Below are 19,811 nucleotides of genomic sequence, written 5' to 3'. Positions count from 1 at the left end.
CCTGTTTTGGTTGGCTTTTTTATGTGAGAGCCTTGGTATACAAGGCTCTTCCTTGTTATAAGCTGGCTTTCACCGCTTCCTTCTCCATGGACTGTGACTTCCGTTGAGCGGATCGATTCACTGCATTAAGGTAAGCGCGTGCTGATGCTTCTAATACATCCTGGGCAGTTCCGCGTCCGCTTGTCTTCTCTCCGTTATATTCGAGTCTGACATAGACTTCTGCAAGGGCATCCCGGCCACCGCCGACTGAGTTGATCTTGTAATCTAATAATCTAGAAGGACTTGGCAGGATTTTTTCGATTGTATTGTAGATGGCTTCTACACTCCCTGATCCCGTTGAAGCAAGCCGGGTTACACTTCCGTCCTCAAACTTCAATTCAATCGTGGCCGTCGGAATATTGTCCATGCCATATTGGACCTGCATTCTTTCTAATGTAAAGCCGACAGCTTCGGCCATTTCCGTTTGTTTATTCGTCAGGATGCTGAAGAGATCTTCATCGACGATTTCCTTTTTCTTATCCGCCAGATCCTTGAATGCATGAAATGCTTCATTAAGCTTCTCCTCTGAAAGTTCAAATCCCAATTCAACCACTTTATTTTTAAAGGCGTGACGTCCTGAGTGTTTTCCAAGCACCAGGCGGGTTGCATTCACTCCAATCAGTTCAGGGGTGATGATTTCGTACGTTGTTTTTTCCTTCAGCATCCCGTCCTGGTGAATACCTGATTCATGAGCGAAAGCATTATCACCTACAACCGCTTTGTTAGCCGGTACTCTCATCCCCGTCAGCTTACTGACAAGAGAGCTTGTTTTCTTGATTTCATCGAGTTTCAGGCGGGTGGTGGCTCCGTAAAAATCTTCCCGGATTCTAAGAGCCACTGCGATCTCTTCCAGAGCTGCATTTCCAGCCCTTTCCCCGATCCCATTGATCGTTCCTTCGATTTGAGTGGCTCCGTTTTCAATGGCAGCCAGTGAATTGGCTGTCGCCATTCCCAAATCATCATGACAATGAGCCGATAGCTTTACTCCGTCGATATTCGGAACGTTTTCTCTTACGTACCGAAACAATTCACCGTATTTATGAGGGGTGATATATCCTACCGTATCGGGCAGGTTAATGACAGAAGCTCCTGCCGCAATCACCCTCTCCATGATTTTCACTAAAAAATTCAGATCCGATCGGCACGCATCTTCTGCCGACCACTGAACCACCGGGAAAAATTTCTTCGCGTACTGAACGGCCTGGACCGCTGTATCGATGACCTGATCAGGCGTCATTTTCAGCTTATGGGTCATGTGAATGGGAGAGGTGGCTAGGAACACATGCAACCTTGGTTCGGCCGTTCCTTTAAGCGATTCCCATACCGCATCGATGTCCCGCTGCTGAGCTCGGGCAAGCCCCGTAACAGAGCTGTTCTTGATCGTGGAACCGATCTGCTGCACGGCATCGAAGTCCCCTTTTGAAGCTGCAGGAAAACCGGCTTCAATGACATCCACCCCGAGCCTTTCCAGTTGTCTCGCCACTTCGATCTTTTCAATCGTATTAAGATTTACACCCGCTGACTGTTCACCGTCCCGTAGAGTTGTGTCAAAGATCTCAATGGTTCGCACTCGCAACCACTTCCTTTTCTTTAGTAGAAGGTTTCTGTACAAATGGCATCATTTTACGAAGCTCTCTCCCAACGACTTCGATCGGGTGCTGACTTTCACGCTGATTGATGGCGTTAAACTCCGGACGGTTCGCCTGGTTCTCCAGGATCCATCCCTTCGCAAATTTTCCTGTTTGGATATCCGTTAATACTTCCTTCATGCGGGCTTTCGTTTCTTCGTTCACCACCCGTGGACCTGAAACGAAGTCTCCCCATTGAGCCGTGTCTGAGATTGAGAAGCGCATTCCTTCTAATCCCTGCTCATACATCAGGTCAACGATCAGCTTCAATTCATGTAAACACTCGAAATAGGCGACCTCTTTTTGATAACCTGCTTCCACAAGTGTTTCGAATCCTGCTTTCACAAGGGATGTCACCCCTCCACACAGGACTGCCTGTTCACCGAATAGATCGGTTTCCGTCTCCTCCTGGAAGGATGTCTCCAAGATCCCTGCGCGTCCTGCCCCAACACCTTTTGCATACGCAAGGGCCAGTTCTGCGGCATGACCTGAAGCGTCTTGATAAACCCCGAAGAGGGCAGGCACTCCGGCTCCTTCTTCAAATGTTCTTCTTACCAGGTGTCCCGGTCCTTTCGGTGCTACCAGGAATACATCTACATCTTCCGGAGGGACGACTTGATGGAAATGGATATTAAATCCGTGTGCAAATGCCAGTGCTTTGCCTGAGGAAAGGGCCGGCTTGATTTCTGCCTCATACACTTTCGGTTGATGCTCATCCGGCAGGAGAACCATGATGACGTCCGCCTGTTCGCTTGCTTCACGGACAGAGTAGACATCGAATCCGTCTTTTTCCGCCTGGTCCCACGACTTTCCTTTCCGTAATCCCACTACAACATCAAATCCGCTTTCCTTCAGGTTCTGAGCATGTGCGTGACCCTGTGAACCATAACCGACAACCGCTACCTTCTTCCCTTTTAAAACCTCTTCATTCACATCTCCGTTATAATATACCTTTACCATTTCCCTCATCCTCTCCATTTTTTGAATAATAAGTTTTTTTAAAAGTGTGAATTCAGCAGCTTCTAATTCACGATTGAATACTGTTTTAAATCCGTCACCGATTTACCATTTCCCCTTGCGAATGCCGTGATGCCTGTTCGGGCAATTTCTTTGATGCCGTATGGTCTTAACAGATCGATGATGGCTTCTATTTTGGAAGTTTCGCCTGTTACCTGGACGGTTACGCTGTCCCTGGCCACATCAATGATGGCGGCTCTGAAAGGTTCAACGATCCCATTGATTTCAGATCTGGTCTGCCCTGTACTCAGCACCTTGATGAGTGCCAGTTCCCTGGCAACGACTCCTTGATCCGTGATGTCGGAGACCTTGAGGACATCGATTTGTTTATGCAGCTGTTTTAAAAGCTGTTCAATTTTGCCATCGTCTTCTACATTGACGACAAACGTCATTCTCGAAATCCCTTCGACTTCTGTGTAGCCCACTGAAATGCTTTCGATGTTGAACTGACGCTTTGTAAACAATCCGGTCACCCGGTTCAGGACACCACTCCTGTTATGAACGAGAGCCGTTACAATCCGTTTCCTCATGGTTTCACTCCTAACATTTCATGTAATCCTTTTCCTGGAGCCACCATCGGGTAGACATTTTCTTTTGGATTCACCCAGCAATCAATGAGTACCGGTTCATCACTTGTTAATGCTTCTTTTAACACAGAATCGACTTCCTCCTGGGTTTTCACCTGATACCCTTTGATTCCGTATGATTCAGCCAGTTTCACAAAATCCGGCTGGGTGTTGAACACCGATTGTGAGTATCTCTTTTCAAAGAAGGTTTCCTGCCACTGTCTCACCATCCCCAGTGTGCCGTTATTGAGAAGGACTACTTTTACTGGAAGATTCAATTCTTTCAGGAGAACCAGCTCCTGAAGTGTCATTTGGAATCCTCCATCTCCTACAAAGGCGACCACTGTACTGTCTGGGTTCGCTAACTGAGCCCCGATCGCTGCCGGAAATCCGAATCCCATCGTCCCAAGGCCTCCGGAAGTGACCCAATTATTCGGCTTCTTAAAAGAGTAATACTGTGCCGCCCACATTTGATGCTGTCCCACGTCTGTTGTGACGACGGCTTCCCCGTTCGTCATTTCATACACCTGTTCAATCAGGCGTTGAGGAGATAGCACATCATGAGCCTGGTTATACCAGAAAGGATATTCCCTTTTGTATGACTTAAGATGCTGATGCCAGGCATCGAAATCAGGCTTCTCTTCCTCATGTTGAAGGAGTTTTTCCAGTGCCTGTTTGGCATCGGCTACGATCGGGATCTGCGTTTTGACATTCTTCCCGATTTCAGCCGGGTCGATATCGATATGAACCACCTTGGCCCTCGGCGCAAAGGTAGCGAGATTCCCGGTCAACCTGTCATCAAATCGGGCACCGATATTAATGAGCAAGTCACACTCGTGGAGAGCCATATTGCTTGCATAACACCCATGCATCCCCGCCATGCCGAGAAACAACGGGTGATCTGCCGGAAATCCTCCTAAACCTAAGAGGGTGTGGATCACCGGGAGTTCATATTGTTCTGCGAAAGTCTTCAATTCCTCCGTTGCCTTTCCATGAAGGACTCCAGCCCCGGCTAGGATGACCGGCTGCCTGGATACTTTGATAGCTTCCACCAGCTTCTTGATTTGAAGTGGATTGGGATAGAAGTTAGGCTGATATCCCGGTAAGTCCATTTCCACATCGCGTACCGGATAAGCTTGCTGCAAGGTCAAGTCTTTCGGAATGTCGACAAGTACAGGGCCAGGCCTGCCGGTTGATGCGATATGAAAGGCTTCCTTCACAATCCTCGGTAAGTCTTTAATATCACGCACCTGATAATTATGCTTGGTGATCGGCATCGTGATCCCGACTACGTCCGCTTCCTGGAAAGCATCGGTGCCGATGACCCCAGAAGCCACCTGCCCGGTAAAGATAACAAGAGGCAGTGAATCCATCATGGCATCGGCAATCCCTGTCACTAAATTCGTTGCTCCCGGTCCTGACGTGGCAATGACCACACCCGGTCTCCCTGATACACGGGCATATCCTTCTGCCGCATGGATGGCGCCTTGCTCATGACGAGCAAGAACGTGCTTGATCGGGGCTTTGTATAGAGCATCGTAAATCGGCAAGACCGCTCCTCCAGGATACCCAAACAGAATCTCAACCTTTTCCTCCTTCAAAGCTTTCATGAGCATATCAGCACCGTTGACATGTTCTGTTAGTGTCTGTGAAGCCAGTTCTGCCTCAACTTTTGCTCTCATTGCCTATCTCCTCCTTTATTCGAAATGCGCAGGCGGCTTGGTCAGGCCCGACAAGCATAAGGCAAGGTCGCTGAAAAGGCGCTCTTTGCCTTTTTGGCGAAATTGACTTATGACCTCGAGGGACTAGCCGCCGGAGCTGGACACCAAAATCATAGTGAAAAATTTTCATACCAATCAGATGTACATAATAAGCATTTTCCCAAACAAAAAAGACCTTTCCACCCACTACGACAGAGTTCATCTTTCGCAGGGGCGAAAAGGTCTTCATCCTTTCCACGGTACCACCCTAATTCAGAGACAACGGATATCATCTCCCTTTGCAGGCTGGTTTCACCAGCCTTTGTTTTTGTAACGAGTATCATCTACTCGATCGTTCCTACTTTCAGAGGTTCAGAACGATACTCAGAGGGGATGTCGGTATTGGATGTATTACTGGTTTGCAGCACCACCAGCTCTCTGAAAATACGATTTCCAATCCTTTTACCTCTTCAACGCTTTCCTTTATTCCGTTTTCAAAATTCCACCTGTACTGGCTGATGTTACAAGCTTGGCATACCTTGCTAAGTACCCTTTTCTGATCTTTGGAGGAGGCTGTACCCACTCCTTTTGCCTGAACTGAAGTTCTGTTTCTGAAACCATGAGGGAAATCGTTCGATTTGTGAGATCAATAAAGATGGGATCTCCATTTTCCACCACGCCGATCGGTCCCCCTTCAGCAGCTTCCGGTGAGACATGACCGATTGAAATGCCCCGGGATGCTCCTGAAAACCTGCCGTCCGTCATGAGTGCGACTTTCTTCTCAAGGCCCCTTCCTGCAATGGCTGCCGTTGGTGCCAGCATCTCCGGCATTCCCGGACCACCCTTTGGTCCTTCATACCGGATCACCACTACATGCCCTTCTTTCACTTCTCCACTTTCAATGCCTGCAAGTGCGTCATCCTGAGATTCATATACAATCGCTTCACCCATGAAGGTTTTAATGGATGGGTCGACTGCTCCGACTTTGATGACTCCTCCGTTTGGAGCGATATTCCCAAAGAGGACGGATAATCCTCCGACTGGACTGTGGGCATTTTCCTTGCGACGGATGACATCGTCATTTTGAATATGAGCATCCTTCACATTTTCATAAAGTGACTTTCCTGTAACGGTGATGCGATCTTTGTGTACAGCTTCCATTTCACATAGCTCTTTAATGATGGCGCTGACCCCTCCAGCGTTATGGACGTCCTGCATGGAGTAATCCGAGGCCGGGCTTATTTTAGATAAATAGGGGACTCGTTCAGCAACTTTATTGATCCGGTTGATGTCATAATCGATTTCCGCTTCATTGGCAATCGCCAGTGTGTGGAGGACGGTATTCGTGGAACCTCCCATGGCCATGTCTAAAGCGAATGCATCATCGATGGTATCTTTCGTTATGATGTCTCTTGGTTTAATATCTTTCTTGACCATTTCTACCAGGTATTTGGCTGCATCCTTGATTAACTGATGCCGTTCTTCCGATGTGGCAACAATCGTGCCATTCCCCGGAGGAGCCATTCCAAGCATTTCCATCAGGGAATTCATGGAGTTCGCCGTGAACATTCCTGAGCATGATCCACATGTCGGACATGCATTGGCTTCGATGTCGAGAAGCTGTTCCGCGGTCATCCTTCCTGACTGATGGGCTCCCACTCCTTCGAAAACGGATACGAGTGATAATGGCTTCCCTTCACTGGAAACCCCCGCTTCCATCGGCCCTCCCGATACGAAAACCGATGGGACGTTTGTTCGGACCGCTGACATGAGCATTCCCGGTGTGATCTTGTCACAGTTCGGAATGTAGAACACTCCGTCGAACCAGTGAGCGTTGATGACGGTTTCTGCTGAGTCGGCAATCAGTTCCCGGCTCGGGAGTGAGTACCTCATCCCGATATGTCCCATGGCGATCCCATCATCCACACCGATTGTGTTGAATTCGAATGGGATTCCGCCGGCTTCCCGGATCGCTTCTTTCACCACTTGGGCAAATCCGTTTAAATGCATATGACCGGGAATGATATCGATGTAAGAGTTGCACACCCCGATAAATGGTTTTTCCATGTCTTCGAGCTTGACTCCCGTCGCATATAGTAAACTGCGGTGGGGAGCCCGGTCGATTCCTTTCTTGATCATGTCACTTCTCACGTCATCACCTCCAACTTAGCCAACTTGAGCATTCTGTTTGTAAACTTTTCTTCCATCCTGCGTGACAGTGCTTCTGAACTCCTGCAATAATTGGGTTGTATACTTTCCAGGTTTTCCTTCACCGATTACACGTCCGTCAACCTTTACAACGGCAATGACTTCGGCGGCTGTGCCTGTTAAGAACACTTCATCCGCTGTATACACATCATGACGGGTGAAGACTTCTTCCTTCATCTCGAATCCTAATTTCCCGGCAATCTCAATGATGGCATTACGGGTAATTCCTTCAAGGGCCCCTACATATCCGGGAGGTGTAAGGATCTTTCCTTTTTTGACAATGAAGATATTGTCTGCGGATCCCTCTGCTACATATCCTTGATCGTTCAGCATCAATGCTTCGCTTACACCAGCGAGGTTCGCTTCGATTTTAACGAGAATGTTATTTAAGTAATTTAAAGATTTAACCTTTGGTGAAAGAACATCTGCACGATTTCGGCGGCTGGCCACTGTAACGATATCTATGCCCGTTTCGTATAAGCTTTTCGGGAATAGGGCCAGTTGTTCTGCAATGACGATGATTTGTGGTTTCCTACAAGTAAATGGATCCAATCCCAGGTTTCCAACACCTCTGGAGATGACCACTCGTATGTAGGCATTCTCAAGTTGATTCTTTTTCAATGTATCTACGATAATGTCGCTCATCTCTTCTTTAGAGACTTCGATATGCAACATGATGGATTTTGCTGAGTCATAAAGGCGATCAACATGCTCTTCCAGACGGAACACATTCCCATCATACATTCGAATCCCTTCGAACACTCCATCTCCATATAGAAAACCATGGTCGTACACAGATACAACTGCGTCTTCCTTTTTTACAAATTGTCCGTCTAAGTAGATCCACTGTTCGTTCATGTTAATCATTCCTTTCCCGGTTGAAATTTATTTGATTATTCAGAAATTTATTATTGCAACGCAAGTACGTTGACTTGGAGCTTACTTTAGCAGTCGGCTTGGTTCAGGTGTTGCTGGCGCTTCCTGCCGGCTCAGATTTTTTTATTGAGGACAATATTACTCCCGTTTCCCGGTTAGGTCAACAGGCTTTTTGTAAATTTTTTGACTATTTAGATTTATCTGATTATAAGTAAACGCTTACATCTTTGTCCTTATAGAGTTTATACGCATAAAAAATATTTTGAGATTTTTTAAAAAAATGGGGTGAATGACGCTTCAGTTCTGGTGTGGATCTCCTTTGAATATTTTTCGACAAAATCCTCTGAAAATGGGGGTTCGGGGAGTTTGGACCTGTGTGTATATGACTGATGTGTTCTCACTAATTATTCATAAATGAGAATACAACTCTCTACTAAATTGAAAGAATGAATTTTTATTAACTTTAGAATCGATTAACCAAAAGGCATGGATTCCATACAACACCTTCCAATTTTATAGGTCATCATCCCTTTCAACCTATAATTTTTTAAGGTCATGAATATTCTTCCATGAAGAATGATATCCACACATTAGGGAGTCGACTCTTTTTTAAACTCTATACAATTAAAAAAATCAATCCAAGCAACCAGATGGCCGTTGGATTGATTCTTCTTTTATACCCACGTGAACATATAATTTGGATCCTCGACATCCTTTGCTTTTTTAACGATCTTCAATGGTTTGAAGGTGTCGATCATGACGGCTAGTTCGAGGGTTTCTTTTTTCCCGATACTGGCTTCTGTCGTTCCTGGATGAGGACCGTGTGGAATCCCGCTCGGGTGAAGGGTAATCGATCCTTCTTTGATTCCCTTTCTGCTCATGAAGTTTCCTTCCACATAGTACAGCAGCTCATCACTGTTCACGTTGCTGTGATTATAAGGAGCAGGAATCGATTCCGGATGGTAGTCGTATAATCTTGGAACAAATGAGCAGACAACAAAGTTATGCCCTTCAAACGTTTGATGAACAGGGGGCGGCTGATGCACTCGTCCGGTAATCGGCTCAAAATCCTCAATGTTGAACACCCAGGGATACAGATAACCATCCCAGCCGACGACGTCCAATGGGTGATGATTTAACACATGGGAATGAAGCCCTCCCCTTGATTTGGTGATCACTTCGAATTCGCCTTCTTCATCCATGGTTGCAAGCTTTTCAGGTCCTCGCAGATCCCGTTCACAAAACGGACTGTGCTCCAGTAACTGTCCGTACTCATTGCGATAACGGCGAGGGGTGGTAATCTGACTGAAGGACTCGACGATCAGCATCTTCGTCTCTTCTTCAGGAACGACGCGGTAGATGGTCCCGATCGGAATCACCACATAATCTCCTTTTCCATAGGTGAGCGTTCCGAACATCGTCTCTACCTTTCCTTTACCAAAATGGATATAAAGCATTTCATCTCCATCACCATTTCGGTAAAAGCTTGTCATCTCTTCTGTAACATAAGCGGTTCCAATCAATAGATCCGAATTACCAAGTAAATACTCACGGCTCTTTAAGGCACAGCCTTTTTTCTCGACTCTGTCTGTAAAGAAATGTCGATGACGAAGTGCCCCCTCATCCTCAAACTCCGGCATATAACTCCCTAAATAATCGGTTTTGGCCACAGCCGTCGGCAAATGATGATGATACAGAATCGACTGTGTTCCCGAGAATCCCTTCGTCCCCATGACCTGCTCCCTGTAAAGCGTGCCATCGTCCTTTTTAAACATGGTGTGACGTTTGTGAGGTATTTTCCCCAGTTGACGATAGTACATGGTTTTCCTCCTCTCTTCTGCTTACAATTGTATTACGCAGAACCCCTAATCCCGTAATCTCTAATTCCACTACGTCCCCAGGCTTCAACCACGGATGCGTCTCAGTACCCAGCTCTAAAATGCATCCTGTTCCTACAGTACCGGATCCAATCACTTCGCCTGGATACAGGGTGACTTCTTTGGAGGCCCGCTCGATCATGTCTGCAAATGTATAGTGAATATCCTGATAATTACCCTTGGATAAGAGTTTCCCATTCACCTTCCCCGTCATGGGCAGGTCAAAACGGTCTCCCTTTCTATAGGTATCCAGTTCATCTTTCGTCACTAAATAAGGTCCGAAAGAAGTGGCAAAGTCCTTTCCTTTCGCCGGACCAAGCCCTACTTTCATCTCATGCTTCTGGATGTCCCTTGCACTCCAGTCGTTCATGATAAAATAACCATAAATATAGTCTTCCGCGTTTTCCTTTGAAATGTTTTTTCCTTCTTTGCCAATCACACAGGCGATTTCTAATTCATAATCAAGCCACTCACAGTCAGCCGGCTTTTCAATATGATCGAGAGGACCCTTTACAGCTAAATGATTCGTAAAATAGAAGACGGGGATGTCATACCATTCCGGCACAACATCCAGTCCCCTCCGTTTACGGGCCGTTTTCACGTGCTCTTCAAACGCATAGAAATCCCGGATGCTGACAGGCCTTGGAATCGGTGACTTCAGGGTGACTTCACGTAATGAATGTACTCCCACGTCTTTTTCCGACAAGGTACCGAGCCTCTTCATCCTTTTCATGCCTTCTTCTCCAAGATCGATAATGGATAACATGTCTTTAGGGAGCGATCCATTGCTGACAGCATGGATGTCCACGACAAGGTCATCCTGAACGAATCCTGCCCTTACTTCCCCTTCTTTTAAAAAACTAACCAGCTTCACGTAATATCACCTTTTTCGAATCAATTCAAATGAATCGGATAATGGTTTGGTGTACATCTGACCGGCAAGTCTTCCCACCGGCTTGAGTTCCTTTGAATCTATTTTTCCGTCGTAATAGAGTTCATCATTGATTCTCACACATTCTACCTTCCCGATGACAAGGCTTCCTGCACCAGGATGATCGCCGAAGTGAAGAACCTCATGAAGGACGCATTCCAACTGCACCTTGCTTTCAGATACCCCTGGAGGCTTTACCGTAAGGGACTCCTTCTTCGTCAGCCCGACCTGTTCGAATTCATCAACGCCAGGTTCAAATTCAATGGCACAGTTATTCATTTCCTCCACAAACTCTTCACTAACGATATTGATGACAAATTCCTTCGTTTTCTCGATATTTCGGAGGGTATCCTTTTTGCTGCCATCCTTTCCTCTTCTCATGGGGGAGAAGCAAACGAGCATAGGCTCTGCACAAATCGCCGTAAAGAAGCTGTAAGGGGCCAGGTTTGCAATCCCATCTTCATCAAGGGATGAAACAAAAGCAATTGGCCGGGGCAAAATCGAGCCGATCATCAATTTATAGGCTGACTGCCACTCCAGCGTCTGGGGTTTGATATCCATTTAGTTCACCCCTTCGTTTTGCAAAATGTCTTCCAGTGCCCCAACGAATCTCTTGTTATCGTCCTCTGTTCCAATCGTGACACGAACCGTGGTCGGATATCCGAGAAGAGTTCCTGAACGGACGACAATCCCCCTTTTCACAAGTTCATATGAGACCGTGTCCCCATTCATTCCCGTGTCCACCATGATAAAGTTCGATTGAGACGGGAAGTAGGATATCCCCATTCGGTCAAATTCATTTTCCAAATAAAGACGCCCCTGCTCGTTCTTATGGGTACACTCCCTGATAAATGCTTGATCTTCCAGGGCAATGATCGCTGACTTCTGGGCAACGGTATTCACATTGAATACATCTTTCACTTTACGGAGCTGTTCTGCAATCTCCTCATTCATGACCCCGAACCCGACTCTTAGTCCGGCCAGGCCATATATTTTCGAAAATGTTCTAAGGACGATCAGATTTTCAAATGCTGACAGAAGAGGCAGGGTTTCTAAATAGTCATCGGTTGTAACGTACTCCATATAGGCTTCATCCACCACCACCAGGATGTGCGAAGGGACGCTCTCGATAAAGTGCAGGAGTTCTTTTTTTCCGACGATGGTCCCGGTTGGGTTATTGGGATTACACACAAAGATCAGCTTCGTTTTTGGAGTGATGTGGTCAAGCATCCCCTGCAAGTCATGGGTACCGTCTACGAGAGGGACAATGACCGGAGTGCCTCCCTCCAGGAACACATTGGTCTGGTACCTGGGAAATGTAACATCGGCCATAACGGCTTCGTCGCCAGCGCTCAAGTAAGCTCTCGTCAACAGTCGGATCACTTCATCCGAGCCATTCCCGAATACGATCTGTTCTTTCGGAACCCCTAAAAACGCTGAAACCTTTTGACTAAGATCGACGGCAGCTCCGTCCGGATACAAAAACAGGTCGCTCCCATTTTCTTTAAACCACTGCTTCACTTTCGGGGAGCAGCCATATATATTTTCATTTTCTGACAGCTTTCTGATTGAGGAGAGACCATGCTCCTTCTGTAAATCGCCAAGCGTCTTCCCCAGCACGTATGGAGCGATATGTGTGACTGCTTCTCTTGTTTTGAACTTTAATGTCATACATGAATCCTCGCCTTCCTCATGGATGAAGGGGGTCGACTCACGTGTTAGCTTATCTTCTGTTCAAATATGGTACCTGCAAACTGTACGATATTATAAGTAGAAGCAGCTAATCTCTTCATGAGTTGACCCCCCTGACCGGTCCTTTGACCCCCGTTATATATACTAATCTCTATCTATTTTTTTATAGGTTTCCTCTGCGTTCTTGCTCGCGCTCGATGGATTCGAATAATGCTTTGAAGTTTCCTTCCCCGAACCCTCTTGCACCCTTACGTTGAATCACTTCAATGAATAGTGTAGGACGATCAACGATTGGCTTTGTGAAAATTTGAAGCAGGTAACCTTCGTCATCACGGTCCACTAGAATATTCAACTCTTTGATTTTAGAGATCTCTTCATCGATTTCCCCTACACGCTCTGAAAGCATGTCGTAATAGGAATCCGGTGTATTTAGGAATTCCACACCATTTTCCTTCAAGATCCCAACTGTCTTCACGATATCCTCGGTTAAGATGGCAATATGCTGTACCCCTGGACCACCGTAGAACTCAAGATATTCCTGAATTTGTGATTTGCGTTTTCCTTCAGCAGGCTCATTGATCGGGAATTTAATGCGACCGCCGTTATGCATAACCTTGGACATAAGGGCAGAGTATTCCGTTGTAATGTCTTCATTTGTGAAGTGGCGCATTTCCTTGAATCCCATCACTTTTTCATAGTACTCCACCCACTCTTCCATGCTCTCCACGTTTCCAACTACGTGATCCACAGCGATGATACCGGCATCTTCATGTTTAAGAGTAGAATCATATTTTTCAAAGCCCGGCATGAAGATCCCTTTATAATCTTTACGTTCCACAAGGGTATGGATCGTATCCCCGTATGTACCAATGATGGCTTTCTTCAATTTTCCATTATCATCTTCGAGGGTCGAAGGTGGCATGATTTCAATCGCACCGCGGGATACCGCTCCAGTGTAAGCCTTTTCAACATCATCCACCACAAGGGCGATATCTTTAATGCCGTCTCCGTGATGCTTTACGAATTGGGCCACCCGGCTGCCTTCGTGCAGGCTCCCCGTTATGACCAATCGGACTTTGTTTTGTTGCAGCACATAGGATACTGTGTCACGATTTCCTGTTTCCAGCCCTGAATAGGCAACGGTCTTAAAACCGAATGCTGTACAGAAGAAGTGAGCAGCCTGCTTTGCATTACCCGTATAATACTCCAAAAAATCCACATCTCTTACCGGAAAGACATCTTCTACTTTAACCTGCTTTTTTGCCGTATTCTCTTGCATCCTAATCCCTCCACTAACGTTAGTATATTCTGAATATTATATTAAATAGTTTTATAGAACTTCTCAAGAGCGGCTAGTAAAGCTTAAACGCTTCTCTGTGTAAAAGCATGTTCCTCACTTTACCTGGCAAGCTCCTCTTTTCGGGGAGGCATGTGCACGGCGTCTCCCTTTAAACCTTCGACCGCTTCGAGTAGACTTTCATTCATACTTGGGTGCGGATAAAGTGGAAAACGAAAGTCCTCATCTCTCGCTGCCATCTCAAGGCTGAGCACACCTGATGTGATCAGCTCGACTGCTCCCCTCCCCATCATATGAATCCCAAGAATCATATCCGTTTCACTGTCTGACACGACTTTCACGAATCCATCCTTTTCATCCGTCAGCTGAGCATACCCGTTTCCTCTGACAGGGTTCTCACACACTGTAACCGAATAACCTGCCCGTCTTGCTTCTTCCTCCGTCAACCCTGCACATGCAATGGGAGGACTCATCTGCACCACCGTCGGCACAAACTGCAGATCAACTTCCACTTGTAGCCCAGCCATCGCCTCGGCCGCCGCCTTACCCTGTTTGATCGCTTTGACTGCGAGGGACGGACCTTCCGTGACATCCCCGATTGCCCATATATTCGGAATGGAGGTCCGTCCCTCCCGATCTGTTTGGATATAATCTTCCTCCGTTAATTCAACACGGAGACGGTCAAGGCCGATGTCTGATAGGTTCGGCTTAACTTTTCCACTTGCGACAAAGTGAGTGCCTTCAATTGAAACGATTTCCCCGTTCCCTTTGTCAATGCTCACTGTGACTTTTGCTTCAGCTTGACTCGCAGCTTGCAACGTAGAATTCTTGATTACATTGACCTTCTGCTTTTTCAACTGTCTGAACAGTTCTTTTGATATGGCAGAGTCAAATGGAAATTCCCCGTTCAAAATAAGGGTGACACGGCTTCCCAATATAGAGAAAATAGCCGCGACCTCCAATGAAATATAATCGCTCCCATATATGATCAGCTCCCAAGGGATTTCCTCGAGCTGAAAAATCTCTTTCTCTTTTAGGACACGATCCGAGTCAAATTCAATTCCATCCGGGTATTGAAACTCACCACCTGTCGCGACGATTGCCTGTTTGAAATTAAACAGGGAAAACTCATGACCGTTTTCAACTCCAATACGGGATTCTGACAGGAAGGATGCCGAGCCCTTTACGATCTCAACCTTATTCGCTTTGCACAGTGATTCTACCCCTGCTCGGAGCTGGGTGATTTTTTTATTTTTATAGTTTTGAAGAGAAGAAAGATTGGCTACCAATTCCCCAAACTCCATTCCCATTTCCTTCAGGTGTTTCGTCTTTTTAAATTCCTGGGCAAAATGGGTGAATACCTTTGACGGAATGCATCCTTTATTTAAACAGGTCCCGCCTACATCCTCCCGTTCGATCAACGTCACCTGTCTACCGAGGCTCGCGGCTCTGATGGCTGCGTGATAGCCCCCGGGACCTCCTCCGATGACGACAATGTCTTTATCTTCCGTAATCTCTCCCACTACCATTTACATCAACTCCAAAAGCATGGATTGAGGTTCTTCAATCAGATCCCGTAATCGATTCGTAAATTTCACAGCTGTTCCGCCGTCTACCACCCTATGATCAAAGGACATCGAAACATTCATCATGGAACGGACGACAATTTCATCTCTTTCGTTCACCATCGGACGCTTCTTCGTTTTATGAAAGGCGAGGAGGGCTACTTCCGGTTCGTTAATGATCGGAGTCGCTCCGATCGATCCGTTCAGCGGTCCTACGTTACTGACCGTGAAGGTTCCTCCTTTGATATCCTTCATCGTTAACTTGCCTTCCTGTGCTTTTACGGTCAGTTCCTTCATTTCTCCGTGAATGTCCTTGATGGTTTTCCGTTCAACCTGTTTGATGACAGGGACGATCAGTCCTTCCTCTGTATCGACAGCGATTCCTATATTGTGATGGGACTGAAGCTCGACACACTCCTCCTGTTCATTGAGACGGGCATTGAAGACCGGAAACTCTTTTAAACAGACAGAAATGACTTTGATAAAATAAGCTCCAACGGAAATGGACCCGCCGCCCTCTTTCAGTGTATCTTTCCAGGCTAATAGATTCGTAACGTCGACTTCTTCAAAATGGGTACAGTGCGGGATGGTTCTGAGTGACTGTGACATTTTGGAAGCAATCTGTTTGCGTCTGCCCCGGAAAGGAATCGTTTCAGCGTCAGGTTCAATCGGTGCTACAGGGACAATAGTTTCAGGTTCTTCAACCGCCACCTGCACTGACTGACTTTCTCCATTCATATAAAGGAAAATATCTTCATCGAGGATTCTACCACCAGCTCCGGAACCAACCACTTCTTCTATGTTTATACCATTCTCCCTTGCTATTTTCCTCGTATACGGGGAAGCAAGGATCCTTCTCTTCTTCAATACTTGAGTTGTTTGTGGAAAGGACCGCTCGCCCTCATACTGCTTCTGTTCTTTTTCCATCAACAGCACCGTAGATCCAACTGGGATCGTTTCCCCTTCATTAACGGTAAACTCCTTGATCACACCTGAAAATGGTGCCGGGATCTCTGCCGTCATTTTATCCGTTTGTACCTCTACCAGTGGTTGATCCGCTCTCACGACATCCCCCACTTTTACAAGAAAGTGATTGATATTGGCTTCGGTCATGCCTTCCCCAATATCATGAAGCTTAACTTCCATGGACTCCCTCCTTGTCTAATAGCGGGCTACATTTTCCACTGCAGCCAGCACACGTTTACTGTCAGGCAAATAGAAATCTTCAAATCCGAAATATGGGACAGGTGTATCGAATCCTGTTACCCTTTCAGTCGGCGCTTTCTGATATAAAAAGGATTTGTCATTGATGATCGCCAGTACATCATTTCCGACTCCACCAGTGGCGTGTGCTTCATGGACAATCACGGTTCTGCCTGTCTTCTGCACAGAGATCGAAATAAGGTCTTTATCCAGAGGGTAGAGTGTTCTAAGATCAAGGACTTCACAGTCGATGCCTTTACCAGCCGCTTCCTTAGCAGCGTCCTCAGCTACCTTCACCATCGCTCCCCACGCAATGATCGTGACATCCTCGCCCTCTTTGACTATCTTGCCTTTCCCGATTTCCACGGTGTACTTCTCTTCAGGCACTTCTTCCCTGGAAGAACGGTAACATCGCATAGGCTCCAGGAATAGAACGGGATCAGGGTCCTCGATGGATGCAATCAGGAGGCCCTTTGCATCATATGGAGTTGCGGGACAAACAACCTTGATTCCCGGCATATGAGTGAAAAGTGCTTCCGTGCTATCGGAATGAATCTCAGGCGCCCTTACACCAGCCCCATACGGAGCCCTGATGACCAATGGGCAGGTAAAGTGTCCCAGGGTACGGGCGCGTATTCTGGATGCATGTGTCATGATCTGCTCGTATGCCGGGTAAATGAATCCTAAAAATTGGACCTCCGCTACTGGACGAAATCCGTTCAGCCCCATCCCGATGGCCGCTCCAATAAAGCCGGCTTCACTTAAGGGTGTATCAAGAACCCGGTCTTCACCAAATTCCTGTTGAAGACCGTCCGTCGCCCTGAAGACTCCGCCGTTCGTCCCGATATCTTCACCCATCAACAGAACATCTTCGCTTTCCTGAAGCATCACTCTCATAGCATCCGTTATGGCTTGAACCATCGTCAGCGTCTTCATTTTCGTTAAGGTGCTCATTCTACTCACCTCTCCATTGCTCAAGGAGCTTTTCTTTTTGTTCCTGGATCGTCCAGGTCGGTGTCGCAAATACATAATCAAAGATCACACTGGGATCGGCTGCAGGATATGCTTCCAGTTCCTCTACTGCAAGATCTACTTCCTTCGCAGATTCCTTTTGAACAGAGGTCATCCATTCTTCGTCAACCCAGCCTCGATGCTTCATGAATTTCGTCAACCGGTCGACAGGGTCATTTTCCTTGCGTCGGGTCTCACTTTCCTGTTGATCACGATACTTTGTCGGGTCATCTGCGGTTGTATGGGCACCGTATCTCCAGGTCACGGACTCGATCAAGGTAGGTCCGTCCCCGTTTCGTGCTCTCTCCAGCGCCTTCAACGTTTCAAAGTAAACAGCAAAAATATCATTGCCGTCGATGCGTACGCTTGGAATGTCATAGGCAAGTGATTTCTGGGCAATGGTCTTTGTTTTCATTTGCTTGTGCATGGGAACGGAGATGGCGTAATGATTGTTTTGATTGAAAAAGACGACCGGGGCCTCCCAGACGCTTGCCAGGTTCAATCCTTCATGAAAGTCGCCTTCAGAGGTGGCGCCATCACCAAAATAAACGATGGCTGCATTCCGGGTCCCTTTTCTCTTCTCGGCAAAAGCCGCCCCTACTGCATGGGGAAGCTGTGTCGCGATTGGTATGCCGGGAGTGAAGATATTCTTTCCTTCAGGGGGCACGCATCCTTCATTTCTCCCCTTCCAGAATAGGAGGATATGAAGCAGGGAGTGTCCGAATGTCATGGTTGCCCCATGATCCCTATAGGACGGGAATAACCAGTCCTTCTCTTGTAGTGCAAGGGCACTCCCTACCTGGGAAGCCTCCTGTCCCTCAAATGGTGCGTAAGTTCCGATACGGCCTTGACGCTGCAGGCTGACGGCTTTGCGGTCAAAGGTACGGATCCTGATTAGATGACGATAAAAAGTGCGGGCCAAGTCTTCTGAAATGTCCTTTTCATACTCACTTTGAACCAGTTGTCCTTGTTGGTCCATCACCTGGACCAATTGAAATTCCTCGATCATTTCATCACCTCTTTTGGCGCTTTTTTGATGGTACGATAACCTTTGCTTTTTTATGTCCTAACCGACCATTTCGGACGTTTCGCATGGGAGAAGAAGCTGTTTCTTCTTGTGCGTGCGTGGATCCTGTCCTCACAGAACCGGTTGGCTGCTTCGACTGTGGTCATATGCTGGTTTTCTGATTGCAGGTAAATATTTTGAAGGCTATTATAGATGGCACTTGTCTTTTGAAGGACGCGTTCTTTGTTCGGTTCGTACAATTCGTCCGCTACTTGGATCAACCCGCCGGCATTGACGATGTAATCAGGTGCATATAAGATTCCTTTTTCGTGCAGCTTCATTCCATGGGAAAGGTCTAATAATTGGTTGTTGGCAGAACCGACGACGGCTTTTACTTTCAGCTGATCTACCGTGTGATCATTAATGATTCCACCGATGGCACAAGGAATGAAGACATCTGCATCAACCGAGTAGATCTCATCTCCGGCTACGACTTTAATGGCTGCTCCCATTCTGTTTGCCTTGGCTACTAGCTGATCGATGGATTTCTGACTGATATCCGTTACATAGAGGTCTGCTCCCTCTTCAAGTAGACGCTCGGCTACTTTAAAGCCTACTTTTCCTAACCCTTGAATGGCATAGCTTTTTCCATGGAGGTCCTTTGAGCCCCATACGTTTTGGCTGGTTGCCTGTAAGCCGTAGATCACGCCCATGGCAGTCGGGATGGATGAATCTCCGCTTCCACCGTACTCTTCATTGACGCCTACAATGCAATTCGTTTCTTTTAAGGCATAAACAAAGTCATCAGGAGTGGTGCCCATGTCTGTCCCGGTATAGAATCTTCCGTTCAGGGATTCAACAAATTGGCCGAAAGCACGGAACAGCTCAGGATGTTTGTCTTTTTCAGGATCTCCGATGATGACGGCTTTTCCTCCACCGAAGTCTACATCGGCTGCTGCACATTTGTAGGTCATCCCTTTTGATAAGCGCAAAACATCCTCAAGTGCTTCATCTACTGAGGTATAGGGTCTCATTCGACAGCCGCCCAGTGCAGGTCCAAGAGTCGTATTATGTATGGCGATGATGGCTTTAAGTCCTGTTTCTTCATCATTGCAAAATACAACCTGTTCATGATTTTGTATTTTTTCGAACATATCCATTTCTCCGCCCCCTGCAAGCTCTCTGTTTGTAACCG

At 46.8% G+C, this 19,811-nt stretch carries 16 protein-coding genes and 1 other annotated feature; all 16 genes read right to left on the bottom strand.

Features of this window, described 5'->3' with window-relative positions; all coding sequences use genetic code 11:
• Positions 1 to 55: 55 nt before the first annotated feature.
• The 16 genes from ACOSV2_RS11550 to ACOSV2_RS11475 all read right to left on the bottom strand — a co-directional run bounded on the left by ACOSV2_RS11550 (position 56) and on the right by ACOSV2_RS11475 (position 19,776).
• The gene (locus ACOSV2_RS11550; RefSeq protein WP_428975202.1) at positions 56 to 1,609 is read right to left on the bottom strand and encodes a 2-isopropylmalate synthase; all 1,554 of its coding nucleotides are present in this window, start codon (positions 1,607 to 1,609) and stop codon (positions 56 to 58) included.
• Positions 1,596 to 2,627 carry a ketol-acid reductoisomerase gene (gene ilvC / locus ACOSV2_RS11545; RefSeq protein WP_428975201.1) on the bottom strand — a complete coding sequence of 344 codons (1,032 nt, stop codon included), beginning with the start codon at positions 2,625 to 2,627 and terminating at the stop codon, positions 1,596 to 1,598. The genes ACOSV2_RS11550 and ilvC overlap by 14 nt, the downstream gene beginning before the upstream one ends.
• Before the next feature lie 62 nt (positions 2,628 to 2,689).
• Positions 2,690 to 3,214 (bottom strand): acetolactate synthase small subunit, encoded by a 525-nt coding sequence (ilvN, locus tag ACOSV2_RS11540; protein ID WP_113968593.1) that lies wholly within the window; start codon positions 3,212 to 3,214, stop codon positions 2,690 to 2,692.
• Positions 3,211 to 4,932, bottom strand: a complete 1,722-nt coding sequence (ilvB, locus tag ACOSV2_RS11535; protein WP_428975200.1) for an acetolactate synthase large subunit — start codon at positions 4,930 to 4,932, stop codon at positions 3,211 to 3,213. The genes ilvN and ilvB overlap by 4 nt, the downstream gene beginning before the upstream one ends.
• A gap of 245 nt (positions 4,933 to 5,177) precedes the next feature.
• Positions 5,178 to 5,433 (bottom strand) — a binding site (T-box leader).
• Positions 5,434 to 7,101: a dihydroxy-acid dehydratase gene (gene ilvD, locus ACOSV2_RS11530; RefSeq protein ID WP_428975199.1), complete on the bottom strand. Its 1,668-nt coding sequence runs from the start codon at positions 7,099 to 7,101 to the stop codon at positions 5,434 to 5,436.
• A gap of 15 nt (positions 7,102 to 7,116) precedes the next feature.
• Positions 7,117 to 8,016, bottom strand: a complete 900-nt coding sequence (ilvE, locus tag ACOSV2_RS11525) for a branched-chain-amino-acid transaminase (RefSeq protein ID WP_113968590.1) — start codon at positions 8,014 to 8,016, stop codon at positions 7,117 to 7,119.
• A gap of 692 nt (positions 8,017 to 8,708) precedes the next feature.
• Entirely contained in the window at positions 8,709 to 9,854 is a 1,146-nt protein-coding gene (locus tag ACOSV2_RS11520; RefSeq protein WP_428975198.1) for a homogentisate 1,2-dioxygenase, read from the bottom strand.
• Positions 9,802 to 10,785, bottom strand: coding sequence for a fumarylacetoacetate hydrolase family protein (locus ACOSV2_RS11515; protein WP_428975197.1), 984 nt, complete (start codon positions 10,783 to 10,785; stop codon positions 9,802 to 9,804). Before ACOSV2_RS11515 ends, ACOSV2_RS11520 begins: the two co-directional genes overlap by 53 nt.
• A gap of 6 nt (positions 10,786 to 10,791) precedes the next feature.
• Positions 10,792 to 11,403, bottom strand: a complete 612-nt coding sequence (locus ACOSV2_RS11510; RefSeq protein WP_428975196.1) for a flavin reductase family protein — start codon at positions 11,401 to 11,403, stop codon at positions 10,792 to 10,794.
• Positions 11,404 to 12,513, bottom strand: coding sequence for a histidinol-phosphate transaminase (gene hisC / locus ACOSV2_RS11505; protein ID WP_428975195.1), 1,110 nt, complete (start codon positions 12,511 to 12,513; stop codon positions 11,404 to 11,406).
• Between the two features lie 184 nt (positions 12,514 to 12,697).
• Positions 12,698 to 13,813, bottom strand: a complete 1,116-nt coding sequence (gene hppD, locus ACOSV2_RS11500; protein ID WP_428975194.1) for a 4-hydroxyphenylpyruvate dioxygenase — start codon at positions 13,811 to 13,813, stop codon at positions 12,698 to 12,700.
• 119 nt (positions 13,814 to 13,932) lie between these two features.
• Positions 13,933 to 15,360 (bottom strand): dihydrolipoyl dehydrogenase, encoded by a 1,428-nt coding sequence (gene lpdA / locus ACOSV2_RS11495; protein ID WP_428975193.1) that lies wholly within the window; start codon positions 15,358 to 15,360, stop codon positions 13,933 to 13,935.
• Positions 15,361 to 16,542: a dihydrolipoamide acetyltransferase family protein gene (locus ACOSV2_RS11490; protein WP_428975192.1), complete on the bottom strand. Its 1,182-nt coding sequence runs from the start codon at positions 16,540 to 16,542 to the stop codon at positions 15,361 to 15,363.
• A 15-nt stretch (positions 16,543 to 16,557) separates the two neighbouring features.
• On the bottom strand, positions 16,558 to 17,553 hold the full coding sequence (locus tag ACOSV2_RS11485; protein ID WP_428975191.1) for an alpha-ketoacid dehydrogenase subunit beta: 996 nt from the start codon (positions 17,551 to 17,553) through the stop codon (positions 16,558 to 16,560).
• A 1-nt stretch (position 17,554) separates the two neighbouring features.
• A complete protein-coding gene (gene pdhA, locus ACOSV2_RS11480) occupies positions 17,555 to 18,619 on the bottom strand; it encodes a pyruvate dehydrogenase (acetyl-transferring) E1 component subunit alpha (RefSeq protein WP_428975190.1) in 1,065 nt (354 codons plus the stop codon).
• 50 nt (positions 18,620 to 18,669) lie between these two features.
• Positions 18,670 to 19,776: a Leu/Phe/Val dehydrogenase gene (locus ACOSV2_RS11475; RefSeq protein WP_428975878.1), complete on the bottom strand. Its 1,107-nt coding sequence runs from the start codon at positions 19,774 to 19,776 to the stop codon at positions 18,670 to 18,672.
• Positions 19,777 to 19,811 lie beyond the last annotated feature (35 nt).

The sequence above is a fragment of the Rossellomorea sp. DUT-2 genome (genome assembly GCF_052665285.1).
Note: the sequence above shows the minus strand (reverse complement) of the source record. Positions and strands in the feature narration are given on the sequence as shown.

Excerpts from the sequence above, each read along its gene's own strand:
- pdhA (WP_428975190.1), bottom strand. The coding sequence starts at position 18,619 with ATGATCGAGGAATTTCAATTGGTCCAGGTGATGGACCAACAAGGACAA.
- ACOSV2_RS11510 (WP_428975196.1), bottom strand. The coding sequence starts at position 11,403 with ATGGATATCAAACCCCAGACGCTGGAGTGGCAGTCAGCCTATAAATTG.
- ilvB (WP_428975200.1), bottom strand. The coding sequence starts at position 4,932 with ATGAGAGCAAAAGTTGAGGCAGAACTGGCTTCACAGACACTAACAGAA.
- ilvN (WP_113968593.1), bottom strand. The coding sequence starts at position 3,214 with ATGAGGAAACGGATTGTAACGGCTCTCGTTCATAACAGGAGTGGTGTC.
- ACOSV2_RS11490 (WP_428975192.1), bottom strand. The coding sequence starts at position 16,542 with ATGGAAGTTAAGCTTCATGATATTGGGGAAGGCATGACCGAAGCCAAT.
- hppD (WP_428975194.1), bottom strand. The coding sequence starts at position 13,813 with ATGCAAGAGAATACGGCAAAAAAGCAGGTTAAAGTAGAAGATGTCTTT.
- hisC (WP_428975195.1), bottom strand. The coding sequence starts at position 12,513 with ATGACATTAAAGTTCAAAACAAGAGAAGCAGTCACACATATCGCTCCA.
- ACOSV2_RS11520 (WP_428975198.1), bottom strand. The coding sequence starts at position 9,854 with ATGTACTATCGTCAACTGGGGAAAATACCTCACAAACGTCACACCATG.
- ACOSV2_RS11485 (WP_428975191.1), bottom strand. The coding sequence starts at position 17,553 with ATGAGCACCTTAACGAAAATGAAGACGCTGACGATGGTTCAAGCCATA.
- lpdA (WP_428975193.1), bottom strand. The coding sequence starts at position 15,360 with ATGGTAGTGGGAGAGATTACGGAAGATAAAGACATTGTCGTCATCGGA.
- ilvE (WP_113968590.1), bottom strand. The coding sequence starts at position 8,016 with ATGAACGAACAGTGGATCTACTTAGACGGACAATTTGTAAAAAAGGAA.
- ACOSV2_RS11475 (WP_428975878.1), bottom strand. The coding sequence starts at position 19,776 with ATGGATATGTTCGAAAAAATACAAAATCATGAACAGGTTGTATTTTGC.
- ilvC (WP_428975201.1), bottom strand. The coding sequence starts at position 2,627 with ATGGTAAAGGTATATTATAACGGAGATGTGAATGAAGAGGTTTTAAAA.